This is a genomic window from Maribacter sp. 2-571, from assembly GCF_050589625.1.
Lineage (GTDB): Bacteria > Bacteroidota > Bacteroidia > Flavobacteriales > Flavobacteriaceae > Pelagihabitans.
In genome coordinates this window covers 88,911-109,621 of record NZ_JBNGOP010000014.1, presented here as the reverse complement: position 1 = coordinate 109,621, position 20,711 = coordinate 88,911, and the positions used below count along the sequence as shown (strand labels likewise).

Annotated in this window: 21 protein-coding genes; 13 read left to right on the top strand and 8 right to left on the bottom strand. The window is 44.0% G+C overall.

Annotation, left to right across the window (positions count from 1 at the left end; genetic code table 11):
• Positions 1 to 2 precede the first annotated feature (2 nt).
• Together ACRD7P_RS11840 and ACRD7P_RS11835 are read right to left on the bottom strand one after the other, a co-directional pair.
• On the bottom strand, positions 3 to 914 hold the full coding sequence (locus ACRD7P_RS11840) for a metallophosphatase (RefSeq protein ID WP_430907827.1): 912 nt from the start codon (positions 912 to 914) through the stop codon (positions 3 to 5).
• A gap of 139 nt (positions 915 to 1,053) precedes the next feature.
• The gene (locus tag ACRD7P_RS11835) at positions 1,054 to 1,770 is read right to left on the bottom strand and encodes a 5'-nucleotidase C-terminal domain-containing protein (RefSeq protein WP_430907826.1); all 717 of its coding nucleotides are present in this window, start codon (positions 1,768 to 1,770) and stop codon (positions 1,054 to 1,056) included.
• 212 nt (positions 1,771 to 1,982) lie between these two features.
• Here ACRD7P_RS11835 and ACRD7P_RS11830 point away from each other — a divergent pair, with 212 nt between their 5' ends.
• The 13 genes from ACRD7P_RS11830 (at position 1,983) to ACRD7P_RS11770 (ending at position 14,933) form a co-directional block, all read left to right on the top strand.
• Positions 1,983 to 2,519: a DUF6913 domain-containing protein gene (locus ACRD7P_RS11830; RefSeq protein WP_430907825.1), complete on the top strand. Its 537-nt coding sequence runs from the start codon at positions 1,983 to 1,985 to the stop codon at positions 2,517 to 2,519.
• 76 nt (positions 2,520 to 2,595) lie between these two features.
• Positions 2,596 to 3,489, top strand: coding sequence for a 4-hydroxy-tetrahydrodipicolinate synthase (dapA, locus tag ACRD7P_RS11825; RefSeq protein ID WP_430907824.1), 894 nt, complete (start codon positions 2,596 to 2,598; stop codon positions 3,487 to 3,489).
• A 106-nt stretch (positions 3,490 to 3,595) separates the two neighbouring features.
• Positions 3,596 to 4,429 carry an outer membrane protein assembly factor BamD gene (locus ACRD7P_RS11820; RefSeq protein WP_430907823.1) on the top strand — a complete coding sequence of 278 codons (834 nt, stop codon included), beginning with the start codon at positions 3,596 to 3,598 and terminating at the stop codon, positions 4,427 to 4,429.
• A gap of 13 nt (positions 4,430 to 4,442) precedes the next feature.
• Entirely contained in the window at positions 4,443 to 4,775 is a 333-nt protein-coding gene (locus tag ACRD7P_RS11815; RefSeq protein WP_430907822.1) for a DNA-directed RNA polymerase subunit omega, read from the top strand.
• A gap of 3 nt (positions 4,776 to 4,778) precedes the next feature.
• Positions 4,779 to 5,984 (top strand): bifunctional phosphopantothenoylcysteine decarboxylase/phosphopantothenate--cysteine ligase CoaBC, encoded by a 1,206-nt coding sequence (gene coaBC / locus ACRD7P_RS11810; RefSeq protein WP_430907821.1) that lies wholly within the window; start codon positions 4,779 to 4,781, stop codon positions 5,982 to 5,984.
• Positions 5,977 to 6,873 carry a DUF4835 family protein gene (locus ACRD7P_RS11805; RefSeq protein ID WP_430907820.1) on the top strand — a complete coding sequence of 299 codons (897 nt, stop codon included), beginning with the start codon at positions 5,977 to 5,979 and terminating at the stop codon, positions 6,871 to 6,873. The genes coaBC and ACRD7P_RS11805 overlap by 8 nt, the downstream gene beginning before the upstream one ends.
• 182 nt (positions 6,874 to 7,055) lie before the next feature.
• A complete protein-coding gene (gene recN / locus ACRD7P_RS11800; RefSeq protein ID WP_430907819.1) occupies positions 7,056 to 8,708 on the top strand; it encodes a DNA repair protein RecN in 1,653 nt (550 codons plus the stop codon).
• Between the two features lie 161 nt (positions 8,709 to 8,869).
• Positions 8,870 to 9,685 carry an enoyl-ACP reductase FabI gene (locus ACRD7P_RS11795; RefSeq protein WP_430907818.1) on the top strand — a complete coding sequence of 272 codons (816 nt, stop codon included), beginning with the start codon at positions 8,870 to 8,872 and terminating at the stop codon, positions 9,683 to 9,685.
• Between the two features lie 323 nt (positions 9,686 to 10,008).
• Entirely contained in the window at positions 10,009 to 11,010 is a 1,002-nt protein-coding gene (locus tag ACRD7P_RS11790; protein WP_430907817.1) for a glycosyltransferase, read from the top strand.
• A gap of 60 nt (positions 11,011 to 11,070) precedes the next feature.
• Complete coding sequence (locus tag ACRD7P_RS11785; RefSeq protein ID WP_430907816.1) at positions 11,071 to 11,973, top strand: CdaR family protein; 903 nt, start codon at positions 11,071 to 11,073, stop codon at positions 11,971 to 11,973.
• Positions 11,970 to 12,554 carry a dephospho-CoA kinase gene (gene coaE, locus ACRD7P_RS11780; protein ID WP_430907815.1) on the top strand — a complete coding sequence of 195 codons (585 nt, stop codon included), beginning with the start codon at positions 11,970 to 11,972 and terminating at the stop codon, positions 12,552 to 12,554. Before ACRD7P_RS11785 ends, coaE begins: the two co-directional genes overlap by 4 nt.
• 83 nt (positions 12,555 to 12,637) lie before the next feature.
• A complete protein-coding gene (locus tag ACRD7P_RS11775) occupies positions 12,638 to 14,215 on the top strand; it encodes a sensor histidine kinase (RefSeq protein WP_430907814.1) in 1,578 nt (525 codons plus the stop codon).
• Between the two features lie 7 nt (positions 14,216 to 14,222).
• Positions 14,223 to 14,933 carry a response regulator transcription factor gene (locus ACRD7P_RS11770; RefSeq protein ID WP_430907813.1) on the top strand — a complete coding sequence of 237 codons (711 nt, stop codon included), beginning with the start codon at positions 14,223 to 14,225 and terminating at the stop codon, positions 14,931 to 14,933.
• 221 nt (positions 14,934 to 15,154) lie between these two features.
• On the opposite strand, the gene ACRD7P_RS11765 is transcribed toward ACRD7P_RS11770, so the two are convergent.
• The 6 genes from ACRD7P_RS11765 to ACRD7P_RS11740 are packed head-to-tail and all read right to left on the bottom strand — an operon-like array spanning position 15,155 to position 20,689.
• Positions 15,155 to 15,643, bottom strand: coding sequence for a gluconokinase (locus tag ACRD7P_RS11765; RefSeq protein ID WP_430907812.1), 489 nt, complete (start codon positions 15,641 to 15,643; stop codon positions 15,155 to 15,157).
• Entirely contained in the window at positions 15,633 to 16,556 is a 924-nt protein-coding gene (gene miaA, locus ACRD7P_RS11760) for a tRNA (adenosine(37)-N6)-dimethylallyltransferase MiaA (protein WP_430907811.1), read from the bottom strand. The genes ACRD7P_RS11765 and miaA overlap by 11 nt, the downstream gene beginning before the upstream one ends.
• On the bottom strand, positions 16,556 to 17,389 hold the full coding sequence (locus ACRD7P_RS11755) for an ion transporter (protein ID WP_430907810.1): 834 nt from the start codon (positions 17,387 to 17,389) through the stop codon (positions 16,556 to 16,558). The genes miaA and ACRD7P_RS11755 overlap by 1 nt, the downstream gene beginning before the upstream one ends.
• Positions 17,386 to 18,759, bottom strand: a complete 1,374-nt coding sequence (locus ACRD7P_RS11750; protein ID WP_430907809.1) for an exonuclease domain-containing protein — start codon at positions 18,757 to 18,759, stop codon at positions 17,386 to 17,388. Before ACRD7P_RS11750 ends, ACRD7P_RS11755 begins: the two co-directional genes overlap by 4 nt.
• Positions 18,760 to 18,782: 23 nt before the next feature.
• On the bottom strand, positions 18,783 to 19,439 hold the full coding sequence (locus ACRD7P_RS11745) for a YggS family pyridoxal phosphate-dependent enzyme (protein WP_430907808.1): 657 nt from the start codon (positions 19,437 to 19,439) through the stop codon (positions 18,783 to 18,785).
• Between the two features lie 14 nt (positions 19,440 to 19,453).
• Positions 19,454 to 20,689 (bottom strand): DUF1015 domain-containing protein, encoded by a 1,236-nt coding sequence (locus ACRD7P_RS11740; protein ID WP_430907807.1) that lies wholly within the window; start codon positions 20,687 to 20,689, stop codon positions 19,454 to 19,456.
• Between the last annotated feature and the right edge of the window lie 22 nt (positions 20,690 to 20,711).

The following is a 20,711-nucleotide window of genomic DNA, read 5'->3' as shown; positions in this document are numbered from 1 at the left end:
GGTTACACGCTAATGCTTACCCCTTTGGAGGTGCTGTTTTTTAGGGCATCAAAATAAAAATCGATTCTTCCCAATTGAAGCCCGAAACACCCAACTTGATTGACCAGAACATCATTGCCGATACGGTTTTTCGCGATGGTGGGTCTTTCCAAAAAAGTGTGTGTATGCCCACCGATGATCAGGTTGGTGTGTGCGGTTTTGGCTGCCAGTTTTAGGTCGTTGGGCCTGTTTTCGTTTGGGTACCGATAGCCCAGATGGGACAAGCAGATAATGACATCGCATTGCTCATCGTTTTTAAGGTGCTGTTCGCAATCCCAGGCAATTTCATAAGGGTCGAGCGACTTTGTTTCTTTATAGAGTGAATGGGTGACCAAACCTTCCAATTGAATACCAAGGCCGTAGATGCCTACTTTGATGCCATCCATAAAATAGGTGCGGTACGGCTTTACATGCCCATCGAGCACGGTGTTGCGAAAATCGTAATTGGCCGATAACAGCTCGAACGTCGCATTGGGCAGTTGGGCCAAAAGTCCGTCGATGCCATTGTCAAAGTCGTGATTTCCTATTGTGGCGGCATCGTACCTTAGTTTGGACATTAGTTTGAATTCCAGCTCGCCCCCATAAAAATTGAAGTAGGGGGTTCCCTGAAAAATGTCGCCGGCATCCAATAGCAAGGTGTTCGGATTTTCGTTACGGATTGTTTCTACCAATGCCGCCCGTCGCGCCAGACCGCCCATTCCCGGAAATTCGCTATGTTCCGAAGGAAAGGGGTCGATATGACTGTGTACATCATTGGTATGTAAAATGGTCAGCTTTTTTTTGGGTAGGTCCTCCTTGCACGACGCTAAGGAAAGACCGCTTAGCGCCAAGCTTCCCGCTGCCGAAACATCCTTGATAAACGTTCTTCTTTTCATCCGTTTGAGGTTTTGTAGTCTGCTAAAAATGAGAAAACTAAAAATTTCTGCTCATTTCATGGCACATGCTTCGTTTTTGGTGCCCGAATCCCACTAAGGGGTTAATTCTTCTATTGGGTGTTCAATATTTTTGTAAATCTCAATTCCTTTTATAAAACCGGTCGTCTACCTTGGGGGCTATGGTGTCTACGGCCTTAAAATAGTCGATTATGGCGTTCCGGACCAAATAATCGGTCTGGTGAAAAGCCGTGGCATCGGCAAAGAAACCCATGTTGTCGCCTCCCTTTACTAGGTAATCGTTGGTAGCAATATGGTACGTTTCCGTTTCGCTAAAAAGTCTGCCGGCAATGGTCACCTGATGAATGGTATCATCGTTATTTAAAACAATTTGGACTCCCGCTACGGGATGTGCTCTTTTTGAGCGTATCAAAAAGGATAAAAGCGACTTTACGGCCGTTCCGGGCAATTCTACGACCACGATGTAATTTTCAAAAGGCATCACTTCGTATGCCGTCCGGGCGCTTACCGGACCTTTGGAAATAGTAGATCGTATACCACCGTGGTTGAGCAACACAAAATCGATGGTATTGGAAGTGCGGCTTTTATATATCGGGTTGGCACGCTCCAACACTAAATCCGCCAAAAGATTGCCTGCGGTAGTATTGTAGCTGCCGTCGTCCTTGGAAATGGTGTTGGGCGCATAGGCCAAGGTACTGTCGAGTACCGCATCTATCCGTGAACGATAGGGGAAGATCATGGCGTCGATGGAATCGATTTTTGCGATCGTGTCCAATATAGGGAGCTGTTCTGCCGTTATTTTTTGTAAGGAGTAACCGTCCGGTTTACAGGATGCCATCATACATATTGTTACAGAAACAACAAAATGTTTTATTTTTAAAACAGTCATCCTTTTTATCTTTGTCCCATCAGGTGATAGGATATTCTTTACATTTGTATTGTATGCCCTTGCGACCCTGTGGTGAAACAGGTGGTACTTTATTCCAATGCAATTGGATAAAGACCCGATGTGCCAACGGACAAGGTTGCAGGTTTAAATGGTAAAAATACATGTTTAAAGGAATAAAAGATAAGCTGAAATATAAATCTGGTGTTAAGTTTTTGAAAGCGGCCATGGAACGCCCTGTAGTACCGGTGGACCGGTCCCACGGAATTACCTCGGTCGGGTGCATTGTGGATATGGACAAGTTTGAAAATTCGGACGTCTTTTTCCAGTTTCAAGAAGAGTATGCACTTCGGCCCAATGCCGTCAAAATAATAGGGTACAAGAGTTATTATGATAAAAACTCCCCCTATGCCACCCCGGTATTTTCCGATAAGGACCTGGGATGGAACGGTGCTATCGAAAACAGTTATGCTTTGGAATTTTTAAGCCGGGAATATGATTTGTTGGTCAATTATTACAAAGAAGATAACTTGCTCATGAAATTGATGAGCGTCAATACCAAGGCACGTTTTCGTGTTGGTTTCAGTGAAGTCGATAGTTATTTTAACGATTTGATTTTGGAAGTTCCCTTAAACGACTTCAAGGTCTTTAAAAAAGAGCTAAAGAAGTATTTGGGTGTCCTTAATGAAATAGGCGGATAACTATCTACAACATGCCGTTTTTCACTTGGTTATAATTGTTCGGAATAGAGGATATATTACAAATAAAGTGGATAGTATGAAGGAATTGATAGGAACTGGGGTTGCATTGGTGACACCTTTTACCACCGAAGGCCATGTCGATGTTGATGGGCTTACACGAATTGTTGGTTACTGTATCGATGGGGGCATCGATTATTTGGTGGTATTGGGTACTACCGGAGAATCGGCGACCCTTACCAAAAAAGAGAAGCAATTGGTTGCCGATACCGTGGTTGCCGCAAATAACGGTAGGCTTCCTTTGGTTTTAGGTGTCGGAGGTAACAATACCGCCGCCGTGGTAGAAGAGCTTAGGGAACTCGACCTAACGAATTTTGATGTCGTTTTATCCGTATCCCCCTATTACAACAAACCTACCCAAGAGGGCATTTACCAACATTTTAAGGTAATAGCCGCGGCATCGCCACTACCGATCATCGTGTACAATGTGCCGAGCCGCACCGGTAGTAATATGGCACCGCAGACTACCGTACGATTGGCCAACGATTGTCCAAAGATCATAGCCATAAAAGAAGCTTCGGGCGACATGGAACAGGTACGGCATATTTTAAGACAAAGACCGAACGGGTTTATGGTGATATCGGGTGATGATGCAACGGCATTGGAAACGACATTGGCGGGTGGTTCCGGAGTAATTTCCGTGCTTGGTCAAGGCCTTCCCGCGGAGTTTTCGGCGATGATACGGCTCGGCCTGAACGGTGAGGCCGCCGAGGCAAGAGCGCTGCACCATACGTTACATTCTGGAATGGAACTGATTTTCCAAGAGGGGAACCCTGCCGGGATTAAGGCGATTTTTGAAATTCTGAACCTTGCTACGGCCAAAGTGCGTTTGCCTTTGATGGAGGCCAGTACACGCTTAAAAGGAGAACTCCTTCGGTTCGTGGAACAAAAGCTAAAGCACACTGTTTCATAACGTACGTTAAAACTTCCTCAAAAGCGATTTAAAAGTTAGGGCATCTGCTTATTTTAGCAGGGAAATTTTGTTTTTTAAATCCATCCATAATCCCTAATTTTGCAAAATGTTTTTAAACCGGGCTACATTACCGTTCTATTTATGTCTAGTCGTTTGTTTTTCCTCTTGTAGTGAATACCAACAGGTATTGAAAAATCAAGATGTGAAGGCCAAGTACGATATGGCGGAAAAGCTTTACGAGGACGGTGACTATAAAAGGTCGAACCGTCTTTTTGAACAAATAGCGCCAAAGTACGTTGGAAAGCCTCAAGGGGAACGGGTCATGTTCTTTTTGGCGGACAGCTATTTTCAGCGAAAAGATTACAATATGGCCGGATATCAGTTCGAGCGTTTTGTCAAGTCATATCCAAGTAGTGATAAAGCGGCGCAAGCCTCGTTTCTTGGTGCAAAATGTTATTATAAGTTGAGTCCCAATTATTCATTGGACCAAACTGATACGGATAAGGCCCTTGCAAAATTGCAGACCTTTATCAATACCTATACGGATTCGGAGTATTTTCCGGAGGCCAACCAAATGGCTAAGGAGCTGACAACAAAGAAAGAACGAAAGGCCTATGAAATAGCCAAACAGTTCAATAAGCTAGGAAAGTTCGATTTTACCTTTCTCACTCCTGCAATTGCCGCCTTTGAGAATTTCATTACCGATTACCCGGGTTCCGTGTATATGGAAAAAGCGTTGTACTATCGGTTTGAGTCGGCTACCGAGTACGGGATAAACAGTATTGAGCGGATGAAGCCGGAACGTTTGAATAAGGCGCGGACGGCATATGAGCAGTTGAAAAAACAATATCCTGAAACGGAGTATGCCGAAAAGGCGGAAAAGTTATTGGAAAAAATAAACCAAGAGTTACCAGAGCAGCCAACAGGGCGGGCCAAATAAATAATTCGATATCATGAATATGAATGACCTAAAAAATTCCAAAGCGCCGGTTTCTACCGTTACCATCAACAAAAATGAATTTGATCAGGAAACGGGAAACATTTACGAAGCTATTTCGATAGCGGCAAAACGAGCGGTTCAAATAAACTCCGAAATCAAAAAAGAACTGTTGGAGAAGCTTGAAGAGTTTGCAACCTACAGCGATAGTCTGGAGGAAGTTTTTGAAAACAAAGAGCAGATCGAGGTTTCCAAATTCTACGAAAAACTCCCAAAACCGCATGCGTTGGCCGTTGAGGAATGGTTGAACGAAAAAATATACCACAGGAATACCGATAAAGAGGTATAACGGATGTTGTACGGCAAGCACATTCTCTTAGGAATAACAGGGGGAATCGCCGCCTACAAAACCACCTTCCTGGTTCGATTACTGATTAAAGCCGGCGCTACAGTCAAGATTATTATGACTGAAAGCGCCGGCTCCTTTGTTTCGCCGTTGACCTTGGCAACCTTATCCAAAAACCCTGTACTGACCGATTTTGTTTCGGAGGACAATGGCTCCGTAGATTGGAACAATCATGTATCGCTAGGGCTTTGGGCCGATTTGATGCTCGTGGCCCCGGCCACGGCCAATACATTGTCAAAAATGGCCAATGGAACGGCTGACAACCTGTTATTGGCGACATATCTGTCCGCCAAATGTCCTGTTTTTTTTGCTCCGGCGATGGATTTGGACATGTACCGACATGCTACTACCAAAAAATCGTTTGCCGCACTGGAATCTTTCGGAAATATTATGATTCCGGCGACCAGTGGGGAACTGGCCAGTGGATTGCACGGAGAAGGCAGAATGGCAGAACCGGAGGATATGGTAGCCTTTATAGAAAGGGAGCTACAAAAAGGATTGCCTTTATCGGGAAAGAAGGTCATGATTACCGCCGGACCCACGCATGAGGCCATTGACCCCGTTCGCTTTATCGGCAATCATTCTACCGGTCTTATGGGATACGAATTAGCGGAGTGCGCCGCCAATTTGGGTGCGACCGTAACCTTGGTGTCCGGGCCTTCCAACTTAAGCCCAAGACACTCGAACATCAATTGTATCCGCGTAACCTCCGCCAACGAAATGTACGATGTCGCCCATTCCAATTACTCCGATATGGATGTCGTTATCTGCGCTGCGGCAGTGGCCGATTATCGGCCCGAGCAGGTGGCAACACAAAAGATTAAAAAATCGGATGCCGAGTTTACCCTATCTTTAGTGAAGAACAAAGACATTTTAAAATCGTTGGGTGCCCTGAAAAAACGGCAATATTTGGTGGGTTTCGCCTTGGAGACAGAGAATGAGCTGGCCAATGCAAAAGGAAAACTGGAGCGAAAAAATTTGGATGCCATCGTATTGAACTCCCTGAATGACAAGGGTTCGGGTTTTGGTACCTCCACCAATAAAATACAATTTATAGATAAGAATTCGGAGATACGATCGTTTGAACTTAAGACAAAGGCGGCCGTAGCATCCGATATCTGGAACTTAATTATCAGTAAGACCCATGCGTAACACATTCTTTTTTTTCAGTTTCTTTTTGATGTTCATGGGTACTTTGGCCGCGCAAGAGCTAAATTGTACCATTACGGTGAATTCCGATCAGGTCTCGCAAACCAATCAACAGGTATTCAAAACCTTGGAACGGGCGTTGAACGATTTTGTGAACAAGAACAAGTGGACCAACCGTAAGTTTAAGGAAAATGAGCTGGTGAACGCACAAATGTTCATTACCATCACCGATTTCGATTCCAATCGTTTTCAAGGTAACATTCAGGTACAATCTTCTAGACCTGTTTACAATACTTCGTACCAGACCCCGATCTTTAACTTTAAGGACAACAATTTTGATTTTGAATACATTGAATTTCAGCCGTTGGTCTTCAATCAAAATGTTTTTGAATCGAATCTTGTCAGCGTCATATCGTATTACGTGTATGTAATCCTTGGATTGGATGCGGATACCTTTTCACTCGAAGGCGGAAACGATAATTTTAGGGTGGCACAGGCCATTGTTACCCAGGCACAGGGAAACAACATTCGTGGTTGGGAACGCACCACCGATAACAAACGCAGTCGGTTTGAACTGGTCGATAACCTCATGTCGAACTCGTACAGGGAATACCGTGTTGCCATGTACAACTACCACAGAAAGGGAATGGATGTACTGGCCGACAATAACAGCACCGGAAAACAGGTGATCGCCGGTACCATGAAACTTTTTGAAACGATGATTAAAAGACGTCCCAATGCCTTTTTGATCCAGACCTTTTTTGATGCCAAATCGGAAGAGATCCAAAGTATTTTTTCAGATGGTCCCAAGACCGATATCGTGTCTTTAAAGGAGACCCTGAACAGTATTGCGCCCCTGTATTCCAGCACTTGGAACGATATCAAATATTAAACTTCAATCGGTGGTAACTGTCAATTCCGAGGGATTGCGATAGGTGCCGGTCTATGTATTTGTAGGGTGATCGGCTTGTAGCACCGTTTTTACCGATTACCTGCGGCAGGTTCTTTTGAAGAAGATTATGGAATGTTTTACGACGGAATAAACATATCTTTGCATCCTAAGTAAGTGAAACTGTGCTCTCCAACCTATCCATTAAAAATTATGCGTTGATAGATGCCCTAGAGGTGTCCTTCCATACTGGTTTTACGGTTATTACCGGGGAAACCGGTGCCGGAAAATCGATTCTTTTAGGAGGTCTTGCCCTGGTATTGGGCAAACGTGCCGACCTTGGGTCGTTACGGGACAAAGAACGGAAGTGTATCGTAGAAGCGGCCTTTAAAATTACCAAATACCGATTACGTCCCTTTTTTGAACAGAACGACCTCGACTATGAGGACGAAACAATTTTGCGCCGTGAAATACACCCAAGTGGTAAATCCCGTGCCTTTATCAATGATTCTCCGGTAACCTTATCCATACTATCGGCTTTGGGGGAACGCTTAATCGACGTGCATTCGCAGCACCAGACCCTACGACTTACGGAAAATGAATTCCAATTAAAGGTTATCGACGCCTTGGCCGACAATAAGCAAAACTTGCAGGCGTATGGAACGGAATTAAAGGCATTCAGGGATACCGAAAAGCGTTTGCAACAGTTAATCGCTACCCAAAAGGAGGCCAATAAAGAGAAAGATTACGACAGTTTTCTGCTTCAAGAATTGGAAACGGCTGCCCTAAGCGAAGGAATGCAGGAAGCACTGGAATCGGAACAGCAAAAATTGAGCAATGTAGAGACCATTTTGGAGTATTTTGCCAATGGCTATCAATTGCTAAGTGACGATCAGTTGGGTATTATGAGCGCGGTAACCCAATTGACCCAACTCTCGGGCAAGCTGGCCGATTTTGGCGAAAAGTATGAAAACTTGCACCAACGGATACAATCGGTCCATATCGAAATGGAGGATATCGCTTCGGAATGGGAATCGCTCAAAGATACCACGGAAGCAGATCCCGAGCGTCTTGAGCAACTTAACGGCCAATTGCAATTGTTGTACGATCTTTTGCGAAAACACGATGTTCAAAATGTTAACGATCTTTTGTCCGTTCAGGAGGCACTTTCGCAAAAAGTTGGGGATACGGCGAATTTAGAAGTGGAAATCGCGGAAAAAGAAGCGCTGTTGGCGGCTCAAAAAGAAACGCTGGAAGCAAAAGCCTCCATTATTTCCCAGAAAAGAACCCGGGCAATACCGATCTTGGATAAGGAACTTTCCGAGGTGCTTTCCAGTTTGGGAATGCCCAGCGCAACCTTTAAAATGGAGTTGACGCCCGCAGCGAATTTTAAGGAAACCGGTAAGGACGATCTGGCCTTTTTATTTTCGGCCAATAAAGGAGTGGGGTATGGCGAGCTTAAAAAAGTAGCCTCTGGTGGCGAATTGTCGCGTATCATGCTGACCATAAAAGCGGTGTTGGCGCGCTATGAACAACTCCCAACGATGATGTTCGATGAAATCGATACCGGGGTTTCAGGGGAAATTTCCAACAAGATGGGCGACATCATGAAAGCCATGAGCAACCATATGCAGGTGTTTTCCATCACCCATTTGCCCCAGGTGGCTTCCAAAGGAGATGCCCATTTCAAAGTCTTTAAGGAAGAGATAGGGGAAACCACCCACACCAAATTGAAACAGCTACAGCAAGAAGAACGGGTTTCCGAATTGGCCGAGATGCTAGGGGGTAAGGTGTTGACCGATTCTGCAATGGCACATGCCCGGCAATTACTCGATTAATCTTTGGGCACTACAATCGTAAATTGGGACGAAAGCCGTATCCCCAATATACCGTTCCGCAAATGGGAAAATAGCGATTCAAACTTTCTGTAGACCACATCGTTTTCCTGCAAACTTTTTAAATATCTTTGAAGCCGAAATCGAACAAATATTACAAACACATGGCATATAATCTATTAAAGGGAAAAAGAGGAATTATTTTTGGTGCATTGGACGAAAATTCCATCGCTTGGAAAACGGCGGAAAGAGTGCACGAAGAAGGCGGCACTTTCGTACTTACCAATGCTCCGATTGCAATGCGAATGGGACAGATCAAGCAACTTGCGGAGAAAACAGGTTCCGAAATTATTCCCGCCGACGCTACTCTGGAAGAGGATTTGAATACTTTGGTGAGCAAATCGATGGAGATTCTTGGTGGCAAACTCGATTTTGTATTGCACTCTATTGGAATGTCGGTAAATGTTCGTAAAGGACGCCATTACACGGACGAAAAATATGATTTTACCGCTAAAGGATGGGATATTTCAGCCTTGTCCTTTCATAAGGTGATGCAAAGCTTGTACAAGCAAGATGCCATGGCAGAGTGGGGGAGTATCGTAGCGTTGACCTATATGGCGGCACAAAGGGTGTTTCCCGATTATAACGACATGGCGGACAACAAGGCCTATTTGGAGTCGGTCGCCAGAAGTTTTGGGTACTTTTTTGGAAAGGAAAAGAAAGTTCGCGTCAATACCATATCGCAATCGCCTACACCGACCACGGCAGGCCAGGGAGTCAAAGGTTTTGACGGATTTATCAGCTATGCCGAAAAGATGTCACCCCTCGGTAATGCAAGTGCTTTGGAATGTGCGGATTATACGGTATCCCTTTTTTCGGACCTTACCAAAAAGGTAACGATGCAAAACTTGTTTCACGACGGCGGTTTTTCCAACACCGGTGTCAGTCAAGAAGTCATCGATTATTTTTCCGAAAGTTAGGCCACTCCATTTAAATTCTGAATAAGCGTTGCCTGACCTGATGGTTAAGGGTAGGTCCATTTAAATGTTTGGGTGCCGATCGCTATTTGCTTTTGACTAAACTACCATGTATTTAAAATGCATAGGTTTCTAGGAAAGGAATGGAATTGTTTTTCAACATTGTATCAAAGTAGCAGTAAACAGTTGGTAGTGGGCTGTTTTGTAACCCATAAAAATTACGGACTGCCAAGTACAACTGCAAATTTATTGAAGATTTGTATTTCCGAGTATTCGGAGGAAAGTCTTGCACTAAAGTGCATTCTTTCAACTAACGCCTGTGGCCAATGAAGCTATTCTTTTCGTTCATCATTCCGGTTTACAATCGTCCCGATGAAATTCGGGAGCTTTTGGAAAGTCTGGCCGAGCAGACTTACGAAAACGCTTTTGAGGTTGTCATTGTTGAGGACGGTTCCACTATCAGTGCCGAACATGAGGTGTCCGTATTTCAAGATCGGTTGCAGATAACCTATCTGCCGAAACCCAATTCGGGGCCGGGTGCTTCCCGAAACTATGGAATGGAGCGGGCGAAAGGAAACTATTTTATTGTTTTGGACTCCGATTGTATTTTGCCGCCACAGTATTTGGTGGAGGCGGATAAAGCGCTGCAAGAGCATTTTGTACACTGTTATGGTGGACCTGATGCCGCACACCCGTCCTTTAGTCTTGTGCAAAAGGCCATCAACTATGCCATGACCTCTATTTGGACCACCGGTGGTATACGTGGGGGTAAAAAAGCTGTCGGTAAATTCCAGCCCAGAAGTTTTAATATGGGTATTTCCAAAGAAGCCTTTCAAACCGTTGGGGGATATGGAAAAATACACCCCGGAGAAGATCCCGACCTAACGATGCGCATATGGAACTACGGATACGAAACCCGTTTGATACCCAACGCCTTTGTATATCATAAGCGACGGATCGATTGGAAAAAGTTCTATATACAAGTAAACAAATTTGGGATGGTGCGCCCCATATTGAACAAATGGCATCCTGGAACGGCAAAGGTCACCTATTGGTTTCCAACACTTTTTTGTTTGGGCTTTTTGGTCTCGTTGGTACTTTCCGCAATCGGTATTTTTGCACCTTTAGGTTTGTATGGCTGCTACTTTGCATTGGTTTTTATCGATGCGCTATTAAAAAATAGGAGTGTTGCGATAGCATTATTATCCTTTTTGGCCGTATGGATCCAATTCATAGGATACGGGTATGGTTTTCTGAAGTCTGTTATCTTGATTAACTTTAGTGGCAAAACAGCGGAACAGGTATTTCCAAAACTGTTTTTCAAGTAGCAAAGGGTGATACAGAAAATTAAAAATATCCTAAAGCGACGAAAGGTAAAACTATTCTTTTTGTTCTTTTTGTGTTCAAGTTTGGCTTGGTTCGTAAGTAACCTTTCCAACCGCTATACGCATCATGCGGAAGTGGGCCTTACCTTTGTAAATCCTCCCGACAGTCTTTTGCTGGTCGATGTTTCTAAGAAACGGGTCCGTTTAAAATTGGAGGCGGTAGGCTTTCGGTTTTTATCGTTCAATTTAGGCGAACGCAGTTTTCGGCTCGACCTTTCCAAGGTGAAAAACGACCGTGGCCGTTATTTTATGGTAGAAAAGGAGTGCATGCGGCAAATTGAAACCCAGCTTCCCAATTCCGTAAGCTTGTTGGGAGTTGCCGAAGATTCCCTTTTTTTTGGCTTTCAAAAAGTCATTTCAAAAAAAGTGCCCCTTGTCCCCAAAGTGGATTTACAATTACCTCAGAATTATAGGCTTGAAAAACCTTTGGTGTTAACGCCGGACTCGATTGGTATCACCGGACCACAAAATGAAGTGGATACTATAGAACGGGTATTGCTGGACCCCATTCGTTTATCCGAGGTTACGGAGGATTTCTCCGTTAATGCGCGCGTAAAGGACGATGCAAAATTGAAGTATACCACTTATAGTACCACCGCAGTGCAAATAGAAGGTACCGTATCCCGTTTTTCCGAAAAGATGATCAGTGTTCCTATAACAGTTATCAATGCTCCTGAAAATATGTCCGTAACGACCTTCCCCGCTGAGACCAACGTTTTGGTCAAGGCAAGTTTAACAGCATTAAAGGGGCTCAAAGCGTCGGATTTTAGTGTGATTGCCGACTATAAAAAAGTGCAGGGAACCGATTCGAAAACATTGAAGCTCATCATTGCTTCAAAACCAACGAATATTTACGGTGCGACTGTTATAAAAGATCGTACGGATTTTATTCTGGAGCGGAAATGAAGTTGATCGGATTAACAGGAGGGATTGGTAGCGGTAAGTCCACCGTAGCGAAAATGTTCGCCGACCTTGGAGTGCCCGTCTACGATTCGGACAGGGAGGCGAAAAAGTTGATGCGCGACTCCGCTACTGTAAAAAGAGCAATTATCGGCTTGTTTGGCGAAGCCGCCTATTTGGACGAAAGGTTAAACAAAAAACATATTGCGGAACAGGTTTTTGGAAATGCGGAACTACTGGAAAAATTGAATGCTATCGTACATCCTGCAGTTCGGGAGCATTTTTTACAATGGGCATCCGAACAGAAAACACAGTATGTGATACAGGAAACCGCACTTATTTTTGAAAACGGGATGCAGGCTTTTTATGATGCGACCATTCTGGCAGCTGCAGATGAAAGTGTTCGAATTCAGAGGGTTATGGAGAGGGATAGCATTTCCGAAGGACAGGTAAGGGCTCGTATGGAACATCAATTGGACGACGAAATAAAAAGACGAAAAGCGGATTACGTTATCGAAAATTTAGATCTAGAACAAACGGCTCACAATGTTTTGGGAATACACCAAAAAATACTTGGGACCCTCTGAAAACACTCCATTTTAACATTTTTGTTAAGGTTTGGTTAAACCTAGAAAGTGGTAAATGTTAAATCTTTAATTTTGATTAAAAGATGAACAAAAGGTTATTTGTTCTTTTGGTAATTCTAATGAGCCTTTCGCTCATAGGAATCATTTTTGTCCAAGTTTTTTGGATAAAGAAGTCCGTGGAAGACAAGGAAGAACAGTTCTCAAACGCGGTTTCGCAGGTATTGTTGAAGGTGACCGACAAGGTGGAAGAAAGGGAGCGACGTGATTACTACGACCGTTATCTTTCCCAGGACAGTTTGGGAGCACCTACATCGACGAAGCTCAGAAACATCTTTTTTATCGATAGGGATATCAATTCCAACGAAATACTGTTTTATTCCCACGGTATTTTAGAGGAAAATTACAATATAGCATCCACGTTCTTTGACAATGGCAATAATGAAGACAGTACGCTGATATCCAATTATACCAGCAGAAGGCAAAAAACTGTTTTTAAAGAAGATTACGATCTCGATGGAAACGGCATACGCTTAAATGCGGTCGAAAAGCTCGAAAAAATTGGAACCCTTTCCAGTATCGAAAAAGCGCAATTCGATGACGTTTTCAGTGAAAGTGCGAAAACGGTCCCCATTCATAAACGGGTCTCCAAACAAGAATTGGAGCTGTTGTTGAACCGGGAGTTGGAATCACGAAACTTAAATGTCGAATATGAATACGGCATATACAGCAAGGGACTTCCGACCAAAGTTAAATCCCGAAAATTCAAGTTTGCGAGCAGTACCTTGTACAAGTCGCCCATTTTTGAGGATAAGGATGGGGATACGGATTTTTCGTTATTGCTCACTTTTCCTAAAAAGAAAGGTTTTTTGATCCAACAGATATTGGGCATGGCGGTGCTCTCCCTGCTTTTTACTTTGGTCATTATGGCATCGTATTCGGGAGCAATCTATCAATTGATAAAACAGAAACAGATTTCGGCCATCAAAACCGATTTTATCAATAATATGACGCATGAGTTCAAAACCCCGATAGCGACCATTAATTTGGCGGTAGAGGCGATCCGAAATCCTAAGACGATCGATGACAAGGAAAAGATAATGCGTTACCTGGGAATGATCAGGGACGAGAACAAAAGGATGCACGCACAGGTAGAAAACGTGCTGCGGATTTCGAAACTGGAAAAAAATCAGTTGGACATTAGTAAGGATAGACTAGATGTTCACGACATTATAATAGACGCCGTTGCACACGTAGAATTGATCGTACAGGATCGTGGTGGATATGTGAAAACACATTTAGAGGCAACCCGTACGGAAGTGTTGGCAAATGAGATGCATTTTACCAACGTGCTCGTTAACATGTTGGATAATGCCATAAAATATTCCCCCGAGGCCCCAAAGGTTGATGTATACACCGAAGTGGCAAAAAATTTTATTATCGTTAAAATAAAGGATCAGGGTTCAGGTATGAGCAAAGCTGTTCTCAAGCGGGTTTTTGAAAAGTTCTATAGGGAACATACCGGAGACTTGCATAATGTAAAAGGGCACGGTCTGGGACTGGCCTATGTAAAGAAAATAATGGATGATCATCAGGGTGAGGTCTATGCAGAAAGTGAAAAAGGAAAGGGAAGCACTTTCTTTCTAAAACTACCCTTAATCTAGAATAATTATGGATACTGTAAACAAAAAAATACTTTTAGTAGAGGATGACCCAAATTTTGGAATCGTGTTGAAAGATTACCTTTCGATGAACGATTTTGACGTCACTTTGGCGAAAAATGGAATGGAGGGCTTCGAAAAATTCAAAAAGGACAATTTTGACGTCTGTATTTTGGATGTTATGATGCCCTACAAGGACGGGTTTACATTAGCAAAAGAAATCCGGGAAAAAAACGAAAACGTGCCCATTGTTTTTTTAACGGCAAAAACAATGAAGGAAGATGTGTTAAAGGGGTATAAGGCAGGGGCCGATGATTACTTGAACAAACCTTTTGATTCGGAGGTACTTTTGATGAAACTTAAGGCCATTTTGCAACGAAAATCGTCCAATACGCTGGCCGATAGCAAAAAGTTCGAGTTTCAGATAGGCGGTTTTCACCTGAACAGTAAACTACGCTTTTTAAAGTATAAGGAAGAAGAGGCCATTAAACTCTCACCAAAAGAAAATGAGTTGTTGCGTTTGTTGGCACTTCATGAGAACGATTTAATGCCTAGGGAGTTGGCGTTGACCAAAATATGGAGGGACGACAATTATTTTACTTCCCGAAGTATGGATGTATACATCGCAAAATTGCGGAAATATCTAAAACGGGACGACACTGTGGAAATACTCAACATCCACGGAGAAGGCTTTCGTTTGGTAATAAAAACGGAATCCTAAACGGTTGTACGACCATTCCCAACGATACAAAGCATCTATTTATGATAGGTGCTTTTTTTATGTTGCTTTGTTACCGATGAATCTTTAACACTCATTCATTCAACCGTCCATTTACTTTTTTTGCAAGTGCTTAGTTACAACAGTACAAGGCCCTAGCGGCCTCAAATAAAAAGCCACTTCGCTATCTGTTGAGATATTTAAGGATAAATTGCAACGATACGCTAAATGGAGTACATTACCTGTGCCACCATGCTTTCAACAGGTTGTGAAATAGATACGGTAATCGCATCCAAGGGAGGCTCCAAGGTGTCAAATTGGGAGCGTAACAGGTCGGTGGGCATAAAATGGTCTTTTCGTGCTTTCATGCGCTTTTCTATGGTTTCGAACGAACCTTCTAAAAAAACAAAGGTGCTATAGTGTTCCATCCCATCGGTCAGTAGTTTCCGATAGGTTTTTTTAAGTGCGGAACAAGCGATGACAGCGCCTTGCATTTTATGGTTCATCGCCAATTTGTTCAAAGCGATCAGCCAGCCATGTCGATCGGCATCGTCCAGGGGAATGCCTTTTGCCATTTTGGTGACGTTGGCAGCGGGGTGGTAGTCATCGCCATCGAAAAACGGAATCTGAAGTTTTTCTGCCAACGCGCGTCCCACGGTAGATTTTCCGGAGCCCGACACGCCCATTACAAAAAGGATTTTGTTAACGTTCATTTGAAATTTGGGTTAGTTTTTCTTCCAGCATCGCTATCATCGGTTCCTTTTGGTATTTGTAATCGATCCAAAGCACATCGGATCGTTTTCGGTACCAAGTGAGCTGTCTTTTGGCAAAACGGCGGGTGTTTTTTTTAATTTCGGCAACTGCGGTCTCCAGGTCGATATTACCATCGAAATACTGGAATAGCTCTCGATAGCCAACGGTCTGAAGGGCATTTAGCTTCCGGTGGGGGTAAAGTCGTTCGGCCTCCTCCAAAAGTCCTTCTTGCATCATAAGGTCCACTCTTTTATTGATCCGTGCGTAAATGTCCGCTCGCGCCGCGGAAATCCCAAGGGTGACCGTCTTAAAGAAGCGTTCTTTTTTGGGGCGTTTCAAAAAGGAGGAGTAGGGGCGCCCACTACCGATACATACCTCCAATGCGCGGATCAGCCGATGTGGATTTTCGGCATCCACATTTTTATAATAGGTAGGATCTAATTGTTTAAGCTGTTGTTGCAGATGTACGATTCCCTTCTGTTGAAAATCCAGATTGAGTTGTTGTCGAATGTCGGTGGCTATTTTTGGAAAATAATCGAGTCCCTTCACCACGGCATCCACATATAGGCCACTGCCACCCACTAGGACGACTACCTCATGAGCATTAAAAAGGGAGTTCAACAACGTTAATGCGGCCGTTTCATATTCGCCTACCGAGTACTCTTCAAAAATAGCTTTGTGCTGTATAAAATGATGGGGCGCCGCATTCAGTTCCAAAGGGCTCGGTACTGCCGTGCCGATGCGCATTTCTTTGTAAAATTGACGGGAATCCGCGGATACGATTTCCGTTTTAAAATGTTGTGCCAAGGTTATTGCCAAGGTGGTCTTGCCGATAGCGGTGGGGCCTACTACTGCCAATAGGATTTTAGCCATTACAATTTGCTTCCACAATTAAAACAATGGGTGGCGTCGTCGCGGTGATCTTCCACCGCGCAACTGGGACAACTTTGAGTATTTAAATGGATTTTGCCTTTTTCCGACAATCCCTGTTTGGTAAATTCCGAAGTGACGATGCCCGTCGGTACGGCGATGATGCCATACCCTAAGATCATGACCATTGTGGCGATAAATTGGCCTAGGGACGTTTGCGGTGCTATATCGCCATAACCAACGGTGGTCAGGGTAACAATGGCCCAGTAAATGCTCCTAGGGATACTGGTGAAGCCCGAGGCATCACTTTCCACCCAATACATGATCGTACCCATAATGACGGACAAAATAAGGACCGTATAAATAAATACCGCAATTTTGGCCCTGCTCGCCTTTAGGGCTTTTTTAAGTTGGGAGGCTTCCCCAAGAAACTTGACCAATTTTAGGATCCTGAAAATTCGCAAAAGGCGCAAGGCCCTTACCGCCAATAACACCTGTGACCCGACGAAAAAATAAGAGATATACAGCGGAATGGTGGAAATAAAGTCGATTATGCCATAAAAACTGAGGATATACTTCCATGGTTTTTTTATGGCAACGATACGGGCAATGTATTCGATGGTAAAAAAAATGGTGACGATCCATTCAAAAATCAGCAGTTGCCTGTGGTATTTTACATCGAACGATTTCACACTCTCCAGCATTACCAAAACAACGCTTAGGATGATCAATGCAAATAATAACAGGTCAAAAGCTTTGCCCAAGGGCGTATCCGCTTCATAAATGATTTCATGAAGGCGACCTCTCCAATTTGCGTTCGGTTTGCGTTCTTTCACTCGGCTGGTATCAGTTGAACCTGTTTTGGACTTCTTTTTTTACGCAGGTACGATTCGATAATGTGTTTGGTGTTGGCATCGGAGCGCATGGGCGTAATTAACGATTCTAAGATATGCAAATTATTTAGTTGATGGTTCAGACCATAAAAACCGAACCCCATAAAGATCCCGTTCTTTATCAAAATTGCGCTCCGTTCCCCAATTGCCCTACCTTTATCGACTAACGCCATGGTTTTTGATGCGAGGCAATACGGCTCCAAGGCCGCTAAGGTTTTTGCATTGTAATGCTCCGGGCTTTCATTTTCGATACAGGCACCATCGCAGTTGCCCTCACTATAGGCCGAACAGTGTTTTCTGGCATCGGACCTCCCCGTTAATTTTAAACACAGCCGATTCTTTTTTATCAGTGTGTCCAGAAAGTTTTCAGCCCCCAATCGGCTATTGAACGTCAACAGCGCCCGTGATTTGGGGGTTGTTTTTGCAATTTTGAGGACAAGGTATCCTTTGGTATCGGTTTCTTCGTAAATGCAATGGGAAAACAACAGTTTTGCCCTTGCCTGGGAAAAGGAGGGCTTGTGGCGTTTCAGTTCCTCATACTCCTTTAAAACGGAAATCAGCTCATTTCCGGTTTTTTCGAAACTTACCTTTTTGGTCTCTTTTTGTAATCTTCGAGAACGTCCACCATCATTGGTAAAATGTTGGTTTACCCTTTTTCTGATATTCGTGCTTTTGCCTAGGTAAATGATTTCCCCATCCTTGTTGTGCATGTAATATACCCCAGTTTCCGATGGTAGGTTTTCTACCATATCGAGCTGTCGCTGTGAGAGCTCCCCGGTCGTTTCGGTCCTTAATACACTTTTAATGATGGTTTTATCAACATCTTTTGCAAGTAAAAGTTTAAAGAGTTCTAGGGTCGCCAAGGCATCTCCGTTGGCACGGTGCCGGTCGCTGACCGCAATACCTAAAGATCGTACGAGTTTGCCCAGGCTGTGGGATTCGGCTTCCGGGATCAACTTTTTGGAAAGGTCCACGGTGCAAATTGTCTTGCGTTCGAACTGGTACCCCAATCTTCTGAATTCGGTGCGTAGAATACGATAATCGAACTGGGCGTTATGGGCGACCAAGGTGGTGCCCTCCGTTATTTCTACGATGCGTTTTGCCACTTCGTGAAATTTTGGGGCCGTTCGCAACATTTTATTGTTGATTCCCGTAAGGTTTACAACAAACGGTTGTATGGGCTTCTCCGGGTTTACCAGACTGATAAATTGATCCACCGTCTCATGGCCGTCGAATTTATGGATGGCGATTTCCGTAATTCCCTCTTCGTTAAACTTTCCTCCCGTGGTTTCAATATCAAGTATGGCGTACATCTAAAAAGTATCCTGATTTTATATTATGTGTTTCGAGTGCCAAAGATACTGCTTCCAATGCGCACCATGGTACTCCCTTCGGAAATGGCCAATTTATAATCGCCACTCATGCCCATCGATACAATTTCCAAACCGTCCAGTACTGTTGCCGCCCGGTCGAAAAGCGTTTTTAGGTGCTTGAATTCCCTACGGACTTGGTCCTCATTGTCCGTAAAGGTCGCCATTCCCATAAGCCCTAGTATCCTGATGTTCGAAAGGGAGGCCAAGGCGTCGGAGGAAATCAACTCGAGCAGTTCTGCTTCGTCCAGCCCAAATTTGGTGCTTTCCTCGGCAATATGCACCTGTAACAAACAATCGATGGTCCGCTCGTGTTTTGCGGCTTGTTTGTTGATTTCCTTTAGCAACCGCAAACTGTCCACGCCGTGGACAAGGCTAACGTAAGGGGCCATATACTTTACTTTATTGCGTTGTACATGGCCGATCATGTGCCAGGCAATATCCTTTGGCAAGGCTTCGTGCTTCTGTGTCATTTCTTGGATCTTATTCTCGCCAAAAACCCGTTGGCCGGCGGAGTAGGCCTCTTGCAGATCGGAAACCGGTTTGGTTTTCGATACCGCCACCAGGGTTACGTTTTCCGGCAGTTCGGTTTTAATACGAAGCAAATTTTGTTGGATCGACATAGTTGGATAGCTTGTTATAGTTCGTAGATCGCAAGGCCACTGCGCAATTTCGGCTCGATGTAGGTGCTTTTTGGGGGCATTACCAACCCTGCGTCGGCAATGGCCTTTATTTCGGCCATGCGTACCGGTAGCATGCCAAAGCCAACGGTAAACCGTCCCTTGTCGATGGCATCCTTCATTTCTATGATGTTGTGTTTTCCATGCCCGTACGCGATCCGTTTGTCCTTTCTGAGGTCGGTTATTCCCAAAATTGGTTCCAAAATGGTCTTGAACAATATTTGGGTGTCCAAATGGCTTAACGCGTCGGTGAATCGGTAAACCTTCTTTCGAAGGTATAGGGAATAGAAGGCCCCATCGAGATACATGCTAAAGTGATGTTTTTTAGACGGCCTATACAGTACGTTCCCCTGATTTTCGATTCGGAAAAAAGCATCCAAACGAATCAAAAACGCTTCCTTGGACAAGCCGTTCAGTCCTTTCACCATGCGATTGAACTCATGTATCTGAATTTGGGAATCGGGTATCAGGTAACTCATAAAAAAATTATAGGGTTCCTTACCGGTATGGGAGGGATTCTCCTTTTTTGAGTTTTCGGCCAGCAGTGCGGAGGAGGCACTGCGGTGATGTCCATCCGCGATATAGAGCGCCGGTATTTTTTCAAAACCGTTCTGTAATTCGCTTACGGTCTTTTTTTCGGAGATTACCCATAGTTTATGGGTCGTTTTATCCGTAGTGGTAAAATGATACGCAACCGGTTTTTGTTTTTCCAGTTCAATGATCTTGGCAATAACGGTAGTATCCTCATAGGTCATCAGAACCGGTTCCGCATTAAACTTTACCGTTTTCAGATAATTGGCGAACAAGGCTTCCCGTCGTTGAAGCGTGTCCTCGTGTTTTTTGATGACGTTGTCATTGTAATCCGCCACGGTGGTACTGCAAAACAGCCCACAGCAACTGAACGCACCGTTTTCCATTTGATACAGGTAAAAACTGTCCTTGGCGTCCTTTAAAAAAACATTGTCCTCCAAAAACTCCAAATAACGATTAAGCACCAATTGAAATCGTTCCGGTCCCTTCACGTCCTTGTGGTATTTATAACCCGGATTGATGATGTGCAAAAATGAAAATGGATTATAGGTCAATTGGGCGTTAAGCTCTTTTCTACTATAGCCTTGATAGGATTTGGAGACCACATGAACGACTTTGTCCGCGCAGGGTCTGATCGCTTTGAACGGTTTTACGGTGGCCATTTTTGATACGATTAATGTTGTT